The sequence below is a fragment of the Nocardia transvalensis genome, assembly GCF_015477765.1.
Lineage (GTDB): Bacteria > Actinomycetota > Actinomycetes > Mycobacteriales > Mycobacteriaceae > Nocardia > Nocardia transvalensis_A.
Genome location: NZ_JADLQQ010000006.1, coordinates 331063 through 349701, shown reverse-complemented (window position 1 = coordinate 349701; position 18639 = coordinate 331063). Strand labels below are relative to the sequence as shown.

The 18639-nt window shown below is 68.2% G+C and carries 16 protein-coding genes; 9 read left to right on the top strand and 7 right to left on the bottom strand.

Annotation, left to right across the window (positions count from 1 at the left end; translation table 11 throughout):
- Positions 1 to 26: 26 nt before the first annotated feature.
- From IU452_RS19595 to IU452_RS19585, 3 genes are all read left to right on the top strand, one after another.
- Positions 27 to 1055 carry a PLP-dependent cysteine synthase family protein gene (locus IU452_RS19595; protein WP_195110535.1) on the top strand — a complete coding sequence of 343 codons (1029 nt, stop codon included), beginning with the start codon at positions 27 to 29 and terminating at the stop codon, positions 1053 to 1055.
- On the top strand, positions 1052 to 2452 hold the full coding sequence (locus IU452_RS19590) for an MATE family efflux transporter (RefSeq protein ID WP_416382336.1): 1401 nt from the start codon (positions 1052 to 1054) through the stop codon (positions 2450 to 2452). The genes IU452_RS19595 and IU452_RS19590 overlap by 4 nt, the downstream gene beginning before the upstream one ends.
- 126 nt (positions 2453 to 2578) lie before the next feature.
- Entirely contained in the window at positions 2579 to 3535 is a 957-nt protein-coding gene (locus IU452_RS19585) for a phosphodiesterase (protein WP_195110534.1), read from the top strand.
- Here the strand turns inward: IU452_RS19585 and IU452_RS19580 are convergent, their stop codons facing one another.
- Positions 3536 to 4990, bottom strand: coding sequence for a stealth family protein (locus IU452_RS19580; RefSeq protein WP_195110533.1), 1455 nt, complete (start codon positions 4988 to 4990; stop codon positions 3536 to 3538).
- A gap of 692 nt (positions 4991 to 5682) precedes the next feature.
- On the opposite strand from IU452_RS19580, the gene IU452_RS19575 reads away from it, so the two are divergent.
- The 4 genes from IU452_RS19575 to IU452_RS19560 all read left to right on the top strand — a co-directional run bounded on the left by IU452_RS19575 (position 5683) and on the right by IU452_RS19560 (position 7857).
- On the top strand, positions 5683 to 6138 hold the full coding sequence (locus IU452_RS19575) for a flavodoxin domain-containing protein (protein ID WP_195110532.1): 456 nt from the start codon (positions 5683 to 5685) through the stop codon (positions 6136 to 6138).
- Positions 6139 to 6273: 135 nt separating this feature from the next.
- Positions 6274 to 6750, top strand: coding sequence for a hypothetical protein (locus IU452_RS19570; protein ID WP_195110531.1), 477 nt, complete (start codon positions 6274 to 6276; stop codon positions 6748 to 6750).
- Positions 6751 to 6754: 4 nt separating this feature from the next.
- Complete coding sequence (locus IU452_RS19565) at positions 6755 to 7051, top strand: MTH1187 family thiamine-binding protein (RefSeq protein WP_195110530.1); 297 nt, start codon at positions 6755 to 6757, stop codon at positions 7049 to 7051.
- A gap of 77 nt (positions 7052 to 7128) precedes the next feature.
- Entirely contained in the window at positions 7129 to 7857 is a 729-nt protein-coding gene (locus tag IU452_RS19560; RefSeq protein WP_195110529.1) for an NIPSNAP family protein, read from the top strand.
- 10 nt (positions 7858 to 7867) lie between these two features.
- On the opposite strand, the gene IU452_RS19555 is transcribed toward IU452_RS19560, so the two are convergent.
- Positions 7868 to 8512 (bottom strand): TetR/AcrR family transcriptional regulator, encoded by a 645-nt coding sequence (locus IU452_RS19555; RefSeq protein ID WP_195110528.1) that lies wholly within the window; start codon positions 8510 to 8512, stop codon positions 7868 to 7870.
- Positions 8513 to 8637: 125 nt separating this feature from the next.
- Here IU452_RS19555 and IU452_RS19550 point away from each other — a divergent pair, with 125 nt between their 5' ends.
- On the top strand, positions 8638 to 10062 hold the full coding sequence (locus IU452_RS19550) for an NAD(P)/FAD-dependent oxidoreductase (protein WP_195110527.1): 1425 nt from the start codon (positions 8638 to 8640) through the stop codon (positions 10060 to 10062).
- The gene (locus IU452_RS19545; RefSeq protein WP_195110526.1) at positions 10055 to 11845 is read left to right on the top strand and encodes a hydroxysqualene dehydroxylase; all 1791 of its coding nucleotides are present in this window, start codon (positions 10055 to 10057) and stop codon (positions 11843 to 11845) included. The genes IU452_RS19550 and IU452_RS19545 overlap by 8 nt, the downstream gene beginning before the upstream one ends.
- 9 nt (positions 11846 to 11854) lie before the next feature.
- On the opposite strand, the gene IU452_RS19540 is transcribed toward IU452_RS19545, so the two are convergent.
- The 5 genes from IU452_RS19540 to IU452_RS19520 all read right to left on the bottom strand — a co-directional run bounded on the left by IU452_RS19540 (position 11855) and on the right by IU452_RS19520 (position 18452).
- Positions 11855 to 12496, bottom strand: coding sequence for a LysE family translocator (locus IU452_RS19540; protein WP_195110525.1), 642 nt, complete (start codon positions 12494 to 12496; stop codon positions 11855 to 11857).
- Between the two features lie 42 nt (positions 12497 to 12538).
- The gene (locus IU452_RS19535; protein WP_195110524.1) at positions 12539 to 13252 is read right to left on the bottom strand and encodes a MazG family protein; all 714 of its coding nucleotides are present in this window, start codon (positions 13250 to 13252) and stop codon (positions 12539 to 12541) included.
- Complete coding sequence (gene mfd / locus IU452_RS19530; RefSeq protein WP_195110523.1) at positions 13249 to 16866, bottom strand: transcription-repair coupling factor; 3618 nt, start codon at positions 16864 to 16866, stop codon at positions 13249 to 13251. The genes IU452_RS19535 and mfd overlap by 4 nt, the downstream gene beginning before the upstream one ends.
- A 107-nt stretch (positions 16867 to 16973) precedes the next feature.
- Entirely contained in the window at positions 16974 to 17621 is a 648-nt protein-coding gene (locus IU452_RS19525) for a TetR/AcrR family transcriptional regulator (RefSeq protein ID WP_195110522.1), read from the bottom strand.
- Between the two features lie 216 nt (positions 17622 to 17837).
- The gene (locus IU452_RS19520; RefSeq protein WP_195110788.1) at positions 17838 to 18452 is read right to left on the bottom strand and encodes a TetR/AcrR family transcriptional regulator; all 615 of its coding nucleotides are present in this window, start codon (positions 18450 to 18452) and stop codon (positions 17838 to 17840) included.
- Between the last annotated feature and the right edge of the window lie 187 nt (positions 18453 to 18639).

Below are 18639 nucleotides of genomic sequence, written 5' to 3'. Positions count from 1 at the left end.
TCATCATCGAGCCCGAGGAGACCTGCATGCCGCTCGTCACGCGCGTGACGGACCTGATCGGAAACACCCCGCTGTTCGAACTGGCGGCCACCGAGACCGGCACCCGGTTACTGCTGAAGCTCGAACAGTTCAATCCGACCGGCGCCGCCAAGATCCGCATGGCCCGCGAGATGGTGCTCGACGCCGAGCGCCGTGGGTTGCTGAATGATGGCGGGCATATTATCGAGTCGACGTCCGGCAACACCGGACTCGGCCTGGCGGTGGTGGCGGCCGAACGTGGGTATCGCTTCACCGCGGTGGTCGATCACCACGCCTGCAAGGACAAGCTGCGAGCGATGCGAGCGATGGGTGCCGAACTCGTCTACGTCGCCGACGAGGGCGACGACAGCCTGGCCACCTCGGCCCGAGAGGATCTCGCCGAGGCGATGGCGGCCGCCCGCGACGACGCCTACTTCACCGAACAGCACAACAACGACGCCAACGCGCTCGGCTACTACGCGGTCGCCGAAGAATTGCTGGCAGATCTGGGCCAGGTCGACATCCTGCTGTCCGCGGTCGGCACCGGCGGATCGCTGTTCGGCACCGCCCGCCGACTGCGCGAACTGGGCTGCCTCCCCCGGGTCATCGGCGTGGAACCGGTCGGCTCCATCGCCTTCGGCGGCCCGGGCGGGCCGTACTGGCAGTCCGGCACCGGCACCCCGCCGGGCGCCACGGTCGGCACCGCCGTCGACTATTCGCTGCTGGACGAGGGCGTGAAGGTCGCCGACGTGGATGCCTTCGCCACCACCCGCGCGGTGGCCCGGAAGGTGGGCCTGCTGATCGGCGGATCGGCCGGCGGGTCGGTGCATGCCGCTCTCACCCGGCTCGAGGAATTTCCGCCCGGTTCCACCGTGGTGACGATCGTCTGTGACGGCGGCGAGAAATATCTCGATACCGTCTTCGACGACGACTGGATGAAAGATCGCGACCTGCTCGACGAATCCGCCGAATACGAGGTGCTGCAGTTGCTCGACCGCTACACCCCGGCCCGCCGGAACCTGGTGGGGGTGCCGTGACTTCCATACGCTCCGACGGCCGCCGGCTGACCACGCTGGCGACGCCGATCGCCATGACGCAGCTGGCGCAGGTCGCGGTGTCGACGACCAATATCGCGCTGATGGGGTCGCTGGGCATCAGCCAGATCGCGGCCGGTGGGCTGGCGATCACGCTGTTCAACCAGATCCGGACGATGTGCGTCGGGCTGATCACCGCGACCGGCAACCAGATCGCCACGGTGGTCAGCCGCGCCGAGAAGCGGGGGACGAATCCGGACAACGAGATCCGCGACGTCGTGCGCGCCAGCTTCCTGATCTCGACCGCGGCCGGACTGCTCGGCGGGCTGGTGCTGATCGGCCTGGGCTGGGCGCTGCAGTGGCTCGGACAGGATGCGACGGTGCTCGCCGAGGCGCGGCCGATGATGGTGGCCCTGGCGCCGGGTCTGCTGCCGTGCCTGTGGTTCCAGGTCATCCGGCAGTACACCGTCGGCATGCAGCGGCCGCAGGCGCTGCTGATGGTGACCCTCGGTTCGGTGGGGCTGAATCTCGTTCTGGCCCTTGCCCTCATGCACGGGTGGGCGGGTCTGCCCGCGCTGGGGCTCACCGGTATCGGCATCGCCACCTCGCTGGTATTCCTGATCACCTTCGCCGTCTTCTGGGCGATGGTGCGCCACGACGAGCGGCTCGGCGCGACGCTGCCGCTGCGGATGTGGCCGGTGCGCGGTCGCACGGTCATGTCGGAGCTGCGGCTGGGAACGCCGATTGCGCTCACCTATGGATCCGAGGCAGGGATGTTCTCGGTGCTGGCGCTGGTGATGGGCACCTTCGGACCGGCCGCGCTGGCGGCTCACAACGTCGTCTACCAGCTGGTCTACATCGTCTTCCAGGTGGCGGTCGGGCTGTCGCACGGCGCCTCCATCCTGGTCAGCGATTCGGCGGGCCGCGACGAATTCCGGCGCGCGCACGGCCTGGCCTGGCTGGCACTGCGGCATGCCGCCGTGGTGGTGGCGCTGGTCGGAGTCGCCTATCTCACGGTTCCCGATCTCGTCCTGCGGCTGGGACATCTGTCCGGCAGCGACGGCGACACCCTCCACGTCGCCCACACCCTGCTGCTGATCGCGATCGTGCTGCAGTTCTTCGACGCCGCCCAGAACATCGGCAACGGCCTGCTGCGCGGTCTGAAGGACACCCAGGCCGGTTTCCGGCTGTCGCTGGTCGGTTACTGGATTGTGGGATTACCCACAGCGCTGCTCCTGGCGTTCCCGGTCGGGCTCGGGGCCGCTGGTGTCTGGTGGGGTCTCACCGCGGGGCTCGCGGCGACTGCCGGGCTGATGCTGCGCCGGTATTTCACGCTTCTCGGCGTGCGCGAACAGGCCGAGCCGCGACTGCTGGCCGGTAGCTCCACGGCGTCGAGCTGACACTAAATTCTCACCCTCGCGTAAGCATGTCGTCACCGTGCACGGGCAACTTTGTAGGAAAGGGCTTCGCTAAGCTGACGCGGTAGCCCCGAAGCCAATGGCGAGTAACCCGCCGGGAGGAAGCCGGTGCACATACGCAGGGTCGCGGAGTACCCGCGACCGGACCACATTCTTTTCCATTTCAGCGACACCCACCTGATCGCCGGTGACGGCGAACTCTACGGTGCCGTCGACGCGGAGGAGCGATTACGCCAGCTGCTCGACCAGGCAGAGGCCAGTCGCATCACCCCGACAGCCATCGTGTTCACCGGGGATCTTACCGATCACGGCGAGCCCGACGCCTACGGCAAGCTGCGCGATCTGGTGGAGCCGTTCGCCCAGCGACTCGGCGCGCCGGTGGTGTGGGTGACCGGTAATCACGACAGCCGGGCCGCGCTGCGCGAACACCTGCTCGACGAGGACGGGACCACCGAGCCCCTGGATCGCGTCCATGTCTTCGACGGGCTGCGCATCGTGGTGCTGGATACGACGGTGCCGGGCCACCACTACGGCGAGGTCACCGACGAGCAGCTGGACTGGTTGCGCTCGGTGCTGGCCGAGCCCGCCCCGTTCGGGACCATCCTGGCCATGCATCACCCGCCGGTGCCGTGCATCCAGGACCTGGCCGTGACGGTCGAGCTGCGCGATCAGCGCCGCCTGGCCGACGTGCTGGACGGCACCGACGTGCGCAGCATCCTGGCGGGCCACCTGCACTTCTCGACCACCGCGAGCTTCGCCGGAATCCCGGTCTCGGTCGCCTCGTCGTCGTGCTACAGCCAGGACCTGGCGGTGTCCGAGGGCGGCCAGCGCGGCCGCGACGGCGCGCAGAGCTTCAACTACGTGCACGTCTACCCGGACACCGTGGTGCATTCCGTGGTCCCGATCGGCCACGGCCCGACCGTCGGTCAACCCGCCACCCCCGAGGAGGCGGCCGAGCGCCTGGAGAAGGCGGGCATCGTCATTCCCCCGGCCTCCCGCATTCCCCAGATCCTCGAGCGCCGGACCTCCACCCCGGCGGAATCCGACGGCGAAGCGGTCTGCTGATCAGGCCGCCCCGGGCTCGAAGGCGACCAACGGCTCGTCGTCGGTGACCTTCTCCCACGGGGCGGGCTCCGGGAAGTAGGTCTGCAGGAATTCCGAGACCGCGCGCACGCGCTCGGCCTCGGGGATCTCCGGGAAGCTACCGTCGTTGAGGCAGAAGAAGTCCACGTCGCGGCGCTCGGCCAGCCCGCGCAGCAGGGCCAGGCCGGCGTGGCTGGTGGTGTCGACGTAGCGCATCCTCGCCGCCTCCTGCGGGACGGCCCGGCCGGTCAGCAGCGCGTAGTAGTGGTAGAGCGAGTTGGTCACCGAGATGTCGGTGGCTGCGCGGAAGCGGCTGGTGCGGGTGCGCGCGAAATCCTCCGCGAACTCCAGTTCCATCTCCCGCAAGACGCTGCGCCGCAACGGAACCGGCGTGTGCTCGAGGTGGCGGGTGATGACGTGCCCGAACCGCCGCTGCAGCAGTTGCCGGTTCACCCGCGCGGCATTCTCGAAACCGCTGCGCCGCTCGTTGTTGGCGCCCGGCCCGATCCGGGTGCCCGCCTCGATGAATCGGCTGATTCCCGCGGGCGTGAAGAACATCGACGGCCGCACCGGGCGCGCGAAGAACATGTCGTCGTTGGAGTACAGGAAATGCTCCGACAGACCCTCGATGTGCTGCAGCTGGCATTCCACCGCATGCGAATTGAACACCGGCAGCCCGCTGGTGTCCGAGAAGTGTTCCACCGCACGCACGATCGTCACCTTGGGATCGTCCTCGAGCCACGCGGGAACCTTGGAATCGGTCGCGATGAAGATGCGGCGGATCCACGGTGCGTTCTTGTGCACCGAGCGCAGCGCGTACTTCAGCTCGTCGATCTGACGGATGCGGGCGTCGGCGTCGTCGCCCTCACCGACCACCACCTGGGCCATCATTCCCGCTCGGCGAGCACGGAATTCGGGATCGGTGCCGTCGACCCAGGAGAACACGATGTCGATATCGAAGCCGACGTCGGTGGGGTGCGGGGCGAACATGCCGTCCAGGGTCGGCCAGCTGGTGTCGAACAGCAGCACCGTGGTCTGCTCCACGTCGGCCAGGTCGAAGACGTTGCGGGTCAAGGCATTCGGGCGCAGGCACTCGACCGTGTCGCCGTGGTACTCCCACAGCTCGATCTCGACGTGATGCGCCGCATCGAGGTCTCGCCCGAGCCGGAAGACGTTGTTGCGCACCTCGTTGCAAGAGAAACCCGCGACCATGGCGGCGCCCAGCACGCGGCGTAATGCGAGCCGATGCGCCGAATCGACGGCCAGCACCAGCCGATGATCGGAGTCACGGACCAGGAGGAACGGCACCTCCGCGGCGACCAGTTCGCCCTTCAGATACCGCAGGTCCTCGACCACCGCGGTCGACACGGCCAGGTTCGCCACCACCGTGGCGCCCCCCATCCGCCCCGTCATCTCCCTCGCATCGAATTCCGTCATAACCCGTTCTCCTGCCGAATTCACGGCCCGCACACCCCGGCCGACCGGGACTGCGGGCACTATCACCCCTGGACGAAAAAAACACACGCCGACGTGCTGTCGGATCCACCCGCACGGCCTCGTCGGACACCTACCCGCAGGGCCTCGTCGGAGACTCACCTGCAGGTTCTATCGGGCGCGCCCACGCGCCCTACCACCGGAAAAACCAGCGCGTCCCTGCACGGACACACGCGGGCCCTCCGCCTGATACACACCTGCATGCCCTCCGTCAGAGCGACGGAGGGACTCACGAACGGTTCAGCGCGCTAGGAAGGCCGCGCGGTGAGACTGTTCGGGAATGCGGCCCACAGTCGGTACCGATATGACCGGAATCCCATTGCTCTCACCTCACTCGCGGCTGGACGCGCGGACGCGTCGTGCTGGATGCTGCTGCGTTGTCTCCACCTGGAAGCGGTGAACGACTTGCTTCACCGGACGGTCATCGGCCGGTTACTCGCCCGACCCCGTATGGACGGGGAACTGTTACGAATGATGCAACCGCCGGTACCCATTCGTCAATCAAAACCTTCGCAGGTCCCGTCCTATTTTCATATCCGTAACCGGAGCGGGGCCGAACCACCGGTAACACCCGGACGGCGCACACCTCAGCTATTGTACAGGTTAGGGTAGGCTTACTAGAGATAGGAGACGGTGTGCGGGTTGTGATTCTGTTCGGGACCGAGATGGGCACCGCGGAGCGGGCGGCGGATGCGGTCGCCGATGTGCTGGCGAAGGACCACGACGTCGCGGTGTACGACATGTCCGATTTCGACGTCGACGATATCGACCTCGGTGACTTCCACGTCCTCGTGTGCTCGACCTACGGGTCGGGCGATCTGCCCACCGGCGCCGAACCGTTCTTCGACCAGCTCGACGACCGGCTGCCCGATCTGACCGGCCTGCGCTTCGCCGTCTTCGGCCTCGGCGACACCGTCTACGACGACACCTACAACCGGGGTGGCGAGATCTGCGCGGAGAAGTTCACCGCCCTCGGCGCGACCCAGGTCGGCGAGCACGGCCGCCACGACGCCTCCACGGCCGTCCGGCCGCAGGATCAGGCCCGCGAATGGGCCGCGTCCCTGCCGATAGCCGCCCTGGCCAGAGCCTGAATACGCCCAGGAAGGGTAGGTTTTCCTCACCCGGCGTGCCCGGGTAGCGGAGGATCGACAAGCGGCACAACGGTTTACACTGCTACCAACACGCGGTCCAGCCCGCCGCGTGAGCCGACCGTAAGGTGACGAAAGATGGTAACCCGAGCCCGGGAGCGTCAAGACCCCTCGACCGAGCATCCCGAACTGGATGCCCTGCCCGAGTGGCCCCTGGACACGATCGCGGTGCTGGTGACAACCGATCCACTGCCGCATGCCATTCCGGTCTCCTGGCCGGTGCGTGCCGGAGACCGCCGAATCCTGTTGAGCCTCAAGTCCGACCGCGGATCGCTGGCCCGGTTGCGCACGCGGCCCGATGTGGCCCTGCTGATTCTCGGTGGCGGCAATGTCGCGCTGTGTGCCCGGGGTAAGGCCCGGGTGATCGCCGACCCGATGCCGGACGCCGACGACTATGTCGCGGTGGCCATCGATGTGGATGTCATCGACGACCATCGCCAGTCCGCATTCGCCGTCGCCACCGGCATCCAGCGCACCGTGCTCGACGATTCCGAACTGCACTATCTCCAATCGCGTGTCGCAACGCTGCGCGACCTGGCCGAGACCGAGAATTGATCCCATGATTGCTGCCTTCTCGGTCACCCCGCTCGGCGCCGGCGAGGACGTCGGCCGCGCCGTCGCCGAGGCCGTGCGCGTCGTGCGCGCCTCGGGCCTGCCCAACGAGACCAATGCCATGTTCACCACCCTCGAGGGCGAGTGGGACGAGGTGATGGCCGTCATCAAACAGGCCACCGACGCCGTCATGGCCGCCGCGCCCCGCTGCAGCCTGGTGATCAAGGCCGATATCCGCCCGGGCGTCGGCAATGCCATGACCGCCAAGGTGGAAAGCGTGGAGCGCTACCTCGCCGAAGGCTGAGCCGCGTGGCCAGATCTTGACGAACAGTGGCCGGCCGACGACTCGCGAATCGGTTGTGCCGCACGCAAGGTGAACACATGAGCGAAACTCGGTGGCCCTTAGTCGAATTGCGGCAGTACACCCTGCACCCCGGCACCCGCGACACCCTCATCGACCTGTTCGATCGCGAATTCGTCGAGACGCAGGAGGCGGTCGGCATGCGCATCGTCGGCCAGTTCCGCGACGAGGACGATCCGGATCGCTTCGTGTGGATGCGGGCCTTCCGTGACATGCCTTCCCGCCGTGCGGCTCTGACGGCGTTCTATCTCGAGGGCGAGCCCTGGCGCACCCATGCCCCGGCCGCCCGCGCGACGATGGTGGACACCACCGATGCTCGGCTCCTGCACCCCCTGCCGGGCACCGGCGATCTCGCAGCGGACGCGGTCCGCCCGGACCCCGGCGCCACCGAAGCCCCGAAATCCCGTGTGCTGGCGAGGATCTACTACGCCGACGCCCCCGCTCCCGTGTTCGCCGACTTCTTCGAATCCCGAATCCGCCCGATTCTCACCGCAACCGGAGCCGACACCCTCGCCTGCTACGAAACCGACCCCAGCCCCAACGATTTCCCCCATCTCCCCCTCCGCACCGACCAGGTCTTCGTCCACCTCACCCGCTTCGACACCGTCGACCACCTGAGCGACCACCTCACCGCCTTGCGCAGTTCCCGGGTCTGGACCGACGACGTCGTACCCGACCTGTCCATCCTCCTCGCGGCCCCGACCGACTACCTCCGCCTCGCCCCCACCGCCCGTTCCCTGCTGCGCTGACGGGCCGTGCTCACCCGCCGTCCGCGTCGCCGTACACCGTCAGCCAGATCGCCCGTCCGAGGGTCTCGGCCAGTAATTCGTCGGTGATCCCCGGGACCCTGGTGTATTCCCTGATGGATTTCTCGACCATGGCGATGAGCACGAAAGCGGTTGTGGTGGGGTCGACTTCGTTGCTCACGCGCCCGGCCGCGCGCTCGGCGACGAGCCGCTCGCGGACCATCTTCGCGAACAGTGCCACCCGATCGCGCCAATAGCGGCCCACGTCACGGTCGTAGGCGGCCACCTCGCTGAGGGCCAGCAGAAGATGCTGATGTTCGCGGAATCCGTCGATCATGGCGCGGATGGCCCGCACCACCCCCGCACGCTCATCGGTGTGTTCGGCGCTCCACCAGTGTTCGGCCGCGGCGAACAGGTCCGCCGTGGCCAGCTCCGCCAGCCGGATCAACAGCTGGCTCTTGTCCGGAAAGTACCGGTAGAACGTCGATCTCGCCGAGTGCGAGGCCGCGGCGATCCGGTGCACGGCGATCTCGGTGAACGGCGTGCCGTCGGAGAGCAGTTCCTCGACGGCGCGCAGCACCCGCCGTTCGAATTCGACGCGGCGATCGTCGTCGGGCTGTTTGCGGGCGGCCCGCGGAGTGCGGGTCAGCGACGGCATTCGGAACCTGTCGAGTGGTTCATGCGGTCCATTGTGCCGCTCCGAGCGGGCCGTTGACTTTGGCGGTCCGACACCTCACCATAATCGGACACAGTGTCCGAGACTCACCGACCGAGGCGGCTCGCATGACGGATTCCCCTGTCGCGGCGGTCGAGGAGGCGGAGGTGGTCGTGGTCGGCGGGCGCTGTGCGGGCGCGGCCACGGCCATCGCGCTGGCGCGGGCGGGACGGCAGGTCGTCGTCGTGGACAGTGCTCACTTCCCGTCGGACACGCTGTCGACCCATCTGCTGTGGCCCGGCGGGGTCGCCGAACTCCAGCGGCTCGGTGCACTGGACCGCGTGGCCACGCTGGGTGCACCGCCGCTGCGCGTGGCCTTCGCGGCGGGCGCGGGCCACCGGGTCCGGTCGAGATTCACTGCGCTCGAGGGCATCGACTACGCACTGTGCGTGCGCCGCACCGGTCTCGATGCCGCACTGGTCGAGACCGCCGTGGGCGCCGGAGTCGAGGTGCGGGAGCGGGCGCGGGTCACGGAACTGGTGTGGTCTCGCGGCCGGTGCCGGGGTGTGCGCTATGTCGATCGCGGCGGTGCGGTGATCGAGGTGCGGGCCGCACTGGTCGTCGGGGCCGACGGCCGTCGCAGCACGGTCGCCCGGCTCGCCGGTGTCGAGCAGCCGATCGTGCAGCGGCCCAGCGGACGCGACTGCTACTACGCATACTGGCGCGACCGCGACGACAGCTGGCGGCAGGTCGCCGCGCAGTGGCGTGCGGGGCCGGATCTGGGCACGGCCTTTCCGTGTGATGACGGACTGCTGCTGTGCCTGGTGCAACCCCCCGCCGTGGCGGGCCCCTCGGGCGCCGGTGCGGCCGAACGCCGCTACCGCGCGGCCATCCATCGGATTCCCGAACTGCGTGCCCGGCTGGACGGTTGCGAGAGGATGAGCCGGGTCCGTTCGGCCACCGGCATCGCCTCCTACTTTCGTCGCTCCTCCGGCCCGGGGTGGGCGCTGCCCGGCGATGCGGGTCATTTCAAGGATCCGGTGACCGCGCAGGGCATCCGAGACGCGTTGCGCTACGGCAGGATTCTCGGCGAACGCGCCGCACCGGTGCTGGATGACGCCGACGCACTCGACAGCGCACTCACCGAATGGGAGAGGCTGCGGATCGCCGAATGCGTCGGCGTCTACCAGTGGACGAATCGCCTCGCACGCGCGGAACCGATGACCCCCTTGGAGATCGAGCTCTACCGCTCGGCCGCCGCCGACGAGTCGATTGCCGCGGCGTTCACCGAGGTGTTCTCGCGAATCCGGGAGCCGAACGACGTGCTCGGCGTGCGCCGAGCCGCGCTGCTCGCCGTCGGCGCCGCGTGGCGCTCGCGAGCGAATCTCGGTGCGATCGTCGCCGATCTGGGACGTCAGGTCCGGGACATGGCCGCCGAGCGGCTCGAATCCGAATGCCTCGTCCGTCGATCCACCCGGCCCGTCCCGATTCCGCCCGCCGCGCGGGCAGCCTCCACCCGCATCACCGCCAGTTCGAGAGAAAACCATGCCTGACACATCGACCACCGGGCTCACTCGCCGTCATCTCCTGCGCGGCACCCTCGTCGCCGGTGCCGCGGCGGCCGCGGCGACGGCGCTACCGACCTCCGCCGCCACGCAGCCCCGCCCGCGCACCCCAGGGCCCCGGACCGGCGGACGGGAGGTGGCGATCTTCGGCGGTGGGGTGGCCGGCCTGACCGCCGCCCAGGAACTCGCCGAACGTGGCTATGCGGTAACCGTGTACGAACCGGCGTTCCTGGGCGGCAAGGCCCGCAGCCTCGGCGTGCCCGGTACCGGCACGGGGGGTCGCCTGGATCTGCCGGGCGAGCACGGATTTCGGTTCTTCCCCGGCTGCTATCAGCACCTCCCCGAGACGATGCGGCGAATTCCGTTCCCCGGCAACCAGAACGGGGTGGCCGACAACCTGATCCGCGTGGAGGGCACCGTCGCCGCGTTCCGTGGGACGCCCCCGGTGTTTCTTCCCGTCGAACTCGGTGCGCTGGACCAACTCACGCCGCAACTGCTGCAGAACGCCATCGTCACCGCCGTCGGCTTCATTCCCGGCCTGCCGCCCGCCGAACTGGCATTCTTCGCCAGGCAGATGAGCGCGTGGTTCACCAGCTGCGACGACCGTCGGTTCGGCCAGTGGGAATACCGAACCTGGGAGCAGGCGCTGCGGGCCGAGGACAAATCCCCCGCCTACCGGGCATACCTGGTCAGCGCGCTCACCCGCATCACCGTCGCGGCCAAACCGCACGTGAGCTCGGCGCGCACCATCGGCACCATCGGCGAGGCGCTGGTGCTCGCCGGTACCGGGTTGATTCCGCAATATTCCGGCGGTGTCGATCGAATTCTCAACCGCCCCACCAACGAAGCGTGGATCGACCCCTGGGTCGCCTACCTGAGGTCGCTCGGAGTGCGGTTCGCGATGGATCGAGCGGCGACGCGACTGCACCTGCGCGACGGGATGATCCGGGCCGCGACCGTAGTCGATGGCCGTGGCACCGCGACCGCCGCGACGGCCGACTGGTACCTCTGCGCCATGCCGGTCGACCGCGCTGTCCCCTTGCTGAGCAACGACATTCTCGACGCCGACCCCCGTCTCGCCGGGATGCGCGAACTGCTCACCGACTGGATGGTCGGCATCCAGTACTACCTCACCGAGCCCACCGGCATCCCGGTCGGTCACATTGCCGCCCTCGACTCCCCTTGGGCGATCACGGCATTGCGGCAGGCGCCGATGTGGGTCGGCGACTTCGCGGCGCGTTACGGCGACGGCACGGTGCGCGAATGCCTGTCGGTCGATATCTCCGACTGGGACACCCCCGGCGTCCTCTCCGGCAAGACCGCCAAACAGTGCTCCGCCGACGAGATCGCCGCCGAGGTGTGGGCCCAGCTCGGGCTGTGGCTCAACACCTCCACCGGATGGCTGCGCGACGAGGCCCTGCATTCCTGGCATCTGGACCCCGGAATCACGTGGACGGGCACCGAAGCCCGCAATGCCACACCGCTATTGGTCAACACCGTCGGTTCCTACGACCACCGGCCCGACGCCCGCTGCGCCATCCCCAACCTGTTCTTCGGCGGCGACCATGTGCGCAGTCATATCGACCTCGCAACCATGGAGGGCGCCAACGAGTCCGGGCGCGCCGCCGCCAACGCGATCCTCGACGCGAACGACGACCCCTCTCCCCGCGCAGCCATCTTCCCGCTGGTCTCACCACCGATCTTCGAATCGGCCAAACGCATCGATGCCGACCGCTACCGCGCCGGTCTCCCCCACATCCTCGAGATCTGAGCGCCGCTGTCAGCGGGCGTCGGCGGCGAGGCCGAAGCCGAGGGCGACGAGGATCGCGGCCAGCGCTCGTTCGATGCGTTGACGAATTCCGGTGCGGCGCAGCCAGGTTCCGGCACGGTCGGCGGCCAGGACGATGGCGACGCACCAGGCGGTGTCGACGACGACCTGGATCACCGCGAGGATGAGCACGGTGGCGAGGACCGGGCCGGTGGTGGGGAGGAACTGCGGAAGGATGGTCAGGCCGAAGACGGCGGCCTTGGGGTTGGCGGCGATGGAGATGAGGGAGGCGCGGAAGGCCGCGCCGGGGGTGTGACCGGTGGGCAGTGCCTTGGTCATGGCCGCGCCGAAGCCGTCGTCCTTCTTCGCTCCTCGCCAGGCTTGGATGCCGAGGTAGATCAGGACCAGTGCGCCGACTATGTGCACCGCGGTGTTCAGATACCGATTGGCGACCAGCAACGCCGACAGCCCGGCACCACCGGCCAGCGTCCACCCGAACACGCCGATCTCGTTACCCGCCACCGCGGCCAGCCCCGCCGCCCGCCCATCCCGCACCGCCCGTTGCAGAAACAACGCAGTCGCAGGGCCCGGCAGCACGGCCAGAACGAAGCAAGCAATCACGAACTCCGGCAACACCGAAACCCAATGCGGCATCTGCCGATGCTGACATGATCGCGATCACAGCGCCACCAAATTTCAGCGGGATCGGATCGACCAGTAAGTGCGCCAATCCTCGGACGACAGAGCCGCACGCTCACCTCGGGTGGCTTCGGCGGCGTCTTCGGCGGCGCGGATGCGGGCCGCGAAGGCGAGGGCGGACTTGCGGAGGCGTTCCTCGGCGCTGTCGGGACCGCCCAGCCGGATCGACCGGAGCTCGTCGGGGATCAGGTCCTCCGGGAGGCCCGCCTTGCGGCTGCGGGAGAGGATTTTCTCGGCCAAGGCGAGCGCCGGTTGGGCCATGGCTATGCCGTCGAGGCAGGAGCGGCGGGACTTTTCGGTGGATTTGCGTTCCTCCCAGGCCCTTTCCTGGGCGGCGATCTTCTCCTCGACGGTCGCGGACGGATCGATCGGGGCGTCGAGCAGGTGGGGGCTGCGGTGGACGAGCTTGGCGACCAGGGCGGCGGCGACGTCGTCGACGGTGAATTCGCCCGCGGCCTCGGCTATGCGGGAGTGGAACAGCACCTGCAGCAGCAGATCGCCCAGCTCCTCCTTGATGGTGACGCTGTCGCCGTGCTGAATGGCGTCGAGCAGTTCGTAGGTCTCTTCCAGCAGGTAGGGCCGCAGCGAGTCGTGGGTCTGGGTGACCTCCCAGCCACCGAAATTCCACAGCCGGTCCATGACCTCGACGGCCTCGGCCAGGCTGTGTGCCATCCGGGCGGAGTCGGCGGTGTGGTCGGCGGTAGCACTCATCGCGCCGCCGACACCTCGGTCGCGACCCGCAGATCCACTGTCCCCTGCGGTTTGCCGTCCAGCGCCAGCAGCAGATCGGCCACGAACTGCAGCAGCTGCACATCGCGGATCCGCCCGGCGCCGACGCTGTCCTCCACCCGCGGCAGCGGCAGCTGCACGATGCCGGTGGTCGGGCGGTAGGTCGCGGTGGGATACAACCTCTTGAGCCGCAGCTGCTTCGAATCGGGCAGCTGCATCGGCGAGATCTTCAGCGTGGTGCCGGTGACACCCACCTCCGCGATGCCGTATTCGCGGCAGACCAGGCGCAGCTTCGCCACCGACACCAGGCGGCCCACCTCCACCGGCAGCGGGCCGTACCGGTCGACGAGTTCCTCGACCACCGCGGCCAGGCCCGAATCGTCCTGGGCGGCGGCCAGTTTCCGGTAGGCCTCCAACCGCAGCCGATCGCTGGCGATGTAGTCCGGCGGGATGTGCGCGTCCACCGGCAGATCGATGCGCACCTCCTTGGTCTCCTCGTCGGTGGTGATCGGCCTGCCGTCGGCGGCGGCCCGATAGGCCTCCACCGCCTCGCCGACCAGCCGCACGTACAGATCGAAGCCGACCCCGGCGACGTGCCCGGACTGCTCGGCGCCCAAGACGTTTCCGGCGCCGCGGATCTCGAGGTCCTTCATCGCCACGGCCATACCGGCGCCCAGATCCGAATTCTGGGAAATGGTGGCCAGCCGGTCGTAGGCGGTCTCGGTGAGCGGCTTCTCCCCCGGATACAGGAAGTAGGCATATCCGCGCTCGCGGCTGCGGCCGACCCGTCCGCGCAACTGATGCAACTGCGAAAGACCCAGCGTGTCGGCGCGTTCCACGATCAGCGTATTGGCATTGGAGATGTCCAAACCGGTTTCGATGATGGTCGTACACACCAGGACGTCGAATTCGCGCTCCCAGAAGCCCTGCACGGTCTTCTCGAGCATGTCCTCGTTCATCTGGCCGTGCGCGACGGCCACCCGTGCCTCCGGCACCAGATCGCGAATACGCTTGGCCGCCTTCTCGATCGACGACACTCGGTTGTGCACATAGAACACCTGGCCGTCGCGCAGCAGCTCGCGGCGGATGGCGGCGGCGACCTGCTTGTCGTTGTAGCCGCCGACATAGGTGAGCACCGGGTGCCGCTCCTCGGGCGGGGTGAGGATGGTCGACATCTCGCGGATACCGGCCAGGCTCATCTCCAGGGTGCGCGGAATCGGCGTGGCGGACATGGTCAGGACGTCGACGTGGGTGCGCAGCGCCTTGATGTGTTCCTTGTGCTCGACGCCGAACCGCTGCTCCTCGTCGATGACGACCAGGCCCAGATCCTTCCACCGCACGCCGGTCTGCAGCAGGCGGTGGGTGCCGACGACGATGTCCACATCGCCGGAGGCCATGCCCTCCAGCACTTCTCGCGACTCCCCGGGGTCGGTGAAGCGCGACAGCCCCTTGACCGTCACGGGGAATCCGGCCATCCGCTCGGTGAAGGTCTGCAGATGCTGCTGGGCCAGCAGCGTGGTCGGCACCAGCACCGCAACCTGCTTACCGTCCTGGACGGCCTTGAACGCCGCGCGCACCGCGATCTCGGTCTTGCCGTAGCCGACGTCGCCGCAGATCACGCGGTCCATCGGGACGGCCTTCTCCATATCGGCCTTCACCTCGGAAATCGCGGTGAGCTGGTCGACGGTCTCGGTGAACGCGAAGGCGTCCTCCATCTCCTGCTGCCAGGGCGTGTCGGGTGCGAACGCGTGACCGGGTGCGGCCTGGCGCGCGGCATACAGCTGCACCAGCTCGGTGGCGATCTCGCGAACCGCCTTGCGCGCCTTGCGTTTGGTGTTGGCCCAGTCCGAACCGCCCAGCTTGGACAGGCTGGGCATCTCGCCGCCCACATACCGCGACAGCTGATCCAGCGAATCCATCGGCACGTACAGCCGGTCGCCGGGCTGCCCGCGCTTGCTGGGCGCGTATTCGATCACCAGATATTCCCGCCGGGCGCCGCCGACGGTGCGTTCGATCATCTCCACGAACCGGCCGATGCCGTGCTGATCGTGCACCACCAGGTCACCGGCCGACAGCGCCAGCGGATCGACCTGGTTGCGGCGGCGGGCCGGGAGCTTCTTTCCCTCGCCGGGTGCGGTGACCCGGTTGCCGGTCAGATCGGATTCGGCGATGACGACGAGCTCGGCGTCGTCGAACACGATGCCGTCGTGCAGCGAACCGCACAGCACCCCGACCAGCCCGCGCACCGGTTCCGCACCCGGATCCAGCGGTGCGGCGGGGACCTCGGCATCGGCGAGCCGTTCCAGGAAGCGCTGGGCGGTACCGTGCCCGGCGACCACGATGACCGCGCGGCCACCGGTCGTCACATGCGCGCGCAGCGACGCGAACACCTGCGCCACCAACTCGTCCGATCCGCGGGCCGCCGGTGCCGCCGAGACCGGCAGCACCACCTCGGCCGGATGGTCGGAGGCCAGCGGGCTCAGCGTCCACCACGGCAGGCCGCGGTCGTCGGCGCCGCGATGCACCTCGTCCAGGCCTCGGTAGGACGACGCCGCCAGGTCCAGGCCGTGCGCGCCCAGCGGTGCCGCCCCGCCGAACGAGGCGGCCGTCCACGACGCCTCCAGAAATTCCTGTCCGGTGCGGACGAGATCGGCGGCGCGGGTGCGGATCTTCTCCGGATCGCACAGCAGCACATGGGTCTGCTCGGGCAGCACCTCGGTGAGCAGCTGCAGATGGCCGGGCCGCAGCACCGGCAGCAGGGCCTCCATGCCCACGACCGGGATGCCCTGCGCGACCTTCTCCAGCATCTCGACCAGGGCGGCGTCGGCGGGATGTTCGGCGGCGACCTCGGCGGCGCGCAGCCGCAGCTCCTCGGTCAGCAGCAGTTCCCGACAGGGTTGGGCGACAACGACATCCACCTCGACCTCGGGCAGCGACCGCTGATCGGCGACCGAGAACGGGCGCAGCTCGGTGATCTCGTCGCCCCAGAACTCCACGCGCACCGGGTGATCCGCGGTCGGGGGGAAGATGTCGAGAATGCCGCCGCGGACGGCGAATTCACCGCGCTTGCCGACCATGTCGACGCGCTCGTAGGCGAATTCGACCAGACGCGTGGTCAATTCGTCGAAATCGTGTTCGAGGCCCACCTGCAGGACGATCGGCGCGATATCGCCCAGACCGCTCGCCATCGGCTGCATCAGCGACCGGACGGTGGTCACCACGACCTGCAGCGGTTCGGCGTAGAAGCGATCCTCCGGATGGGCCAGCCGCCGCAGCACCTGCAGTCGTTTGCCCACGGTGTCCGCACTCGGCGACAGCCGCTCGTGCGGCAGCGTCTCCCAGGACGGGAACAGCGCGACCCGATCGCCCAGGATCTCGGTCAGCTCGACGGTCAGATCATCGGCTTCGCGCCCGGTGGCGGTCACCACCACCAGCGGCCGCTCCCCCGCGATCGTGGCCGCCACGAACGGCCGCACCGCCGACGGCGCCACGAATTGCACCGACGAACGGTCGATCAGCCCCTTGACCTGCGTCAACGAGGTATCGGTACCGGCCACCCCGGCCAGTCCCGCAAGAGGTGGGCGATGGGTGGGCATGAACAGACTCCTGGACGCGAATCAGGAAAACCGACGACTCAGCGAGTCTAGTGTGCCCGGGTGACATCCCTTCGTTCCGGCCGAGAGGATGCCGGGACAATGGGATATCAGGGGACGTAGCGGCGGAGGCGTCTTGCTGCGAACTCGCGGAAGTAGGCGACCTTTTCCTCCGGGACGATCGAGGGCAGCAGGAAGTACCACATGCGTTCCATGCGGACGGCCATCTGATCGATCGAGTCGGTGCCGACGGCGGTGATGTGCACGCCTGCCGTCAGCTCCTGCAGCAGCAGGCCGATGGTCTCCGGATCCAGGTCCGGTTTGAGGTCGCCCTGGGCGATGGCGCGCTCGGCGAGCAATCGGTGCGTCTCACCCCAGGTCTTGGCGATGTTCTCCCCGGTCGCGCCGCGGTAGTCGCCGATCTGATGGGTCAGCTTCAACATCGCGCCCACCATCGGATCGTTCATGGTGAGGTCGGCGACCACGTAGGTGATGCCGATGCACGCCTCCAGGGCCGGCACTCTGGGATCGAAGAATCCCTGGCAGGCGCTGACCAGACGCTCGTTGCCCTGGTCGACCACCGCCCGCGCCAGCTCCTCCTTGGAGCCGAAGTGAAAGTACAAGGCGCCCTTGGTCACATTGGATTGCGCGATGATCTCGCTCAGGCTCGCATTCGCGTAGCCCAGCCGCAGGAAGACATCGGCCGCGCCCGCAAGGACGGAATCGCGAGTGATCTCCGCACGCGCTTGCCTAGCCATCAGATCCGCCTGTCATCAAACCAGCCATCCTGAAGTAGACCGACATCCCGAAGTTGACCGACATCACAGCTCGAACAGCACTCGAAGGATGGGTGAACCGTACCACCCGACCGGCCCTTGCCAGTGGAATCGAGCATTCAGACCAGCCTCCGTCGCAAATTTTGGGTTAACTGTCCAGTTCCGCCCCCATTACCCCCTGCTCGACACGCTGGCCCCTCAGGTACCCGTACCGTGGGGCCATTCCGAGGCCAACTGCGGGTCGGCCTCCAGGTGTGTCAGGCCGTTCCAGCACAGGTTCACCAGGTGCGCGGCGACCACCTCCTTGGAGGGCTGCCGCTCGTCCAGCCACCACGTGGCGGCCGTCGCCACCATCCCGACCAGCGCCTGCGCGTACAGCGTCGCCAGGCTGGTGTCGAAACCGCGGCGTTCGAAATCGCCCGCCAGGATGTGCGCCACCTGATTGACCGCCTCGTTGAGCAGACTCGAGTAGGTGCCCTCGGCGGCCGAGGCCGGTTGGTCGCGCATCAGGATCCGGAATCCGTCGGTGCGCTCCTCCATATAGGTCAGCAACGCTAGTGCCACCTGCTCGAGCCGCACTCGCGAGCGGTTCTTGGTGAGCGAGGCGGTGATCATGCTCAGCAGCGTCGACATCTCCCGGTCCACGACAACCGCGTAGAGCCCCTCTTTCCCGCCGAAATGTTCGTACACAACGGGTTTGGAGACCTGGGCACGCTGGGCGATCTCCTCGATCGAGGTGGCGTCGTAACCGCGCTCGGCAAACAGCGCCCGGCCGATCTCGATCAACTGCTGACGCCGCTGTGTCCCGGTCATGCGCGGTCGCGCCGACCGGCCCACCTCACCCGACGTCATCGATCCACCAACCCTTCGCTCCGCCACGCTGCGGCACCGCCGCGACCTCACCTGCGACAATTCTTCCAACCGTCTGTACCCTATCGACACAGCGGGCGGAATCGGGACAAGCGGTTCGACGTTTGGCCTTCGGCGTGCGAGGATCATT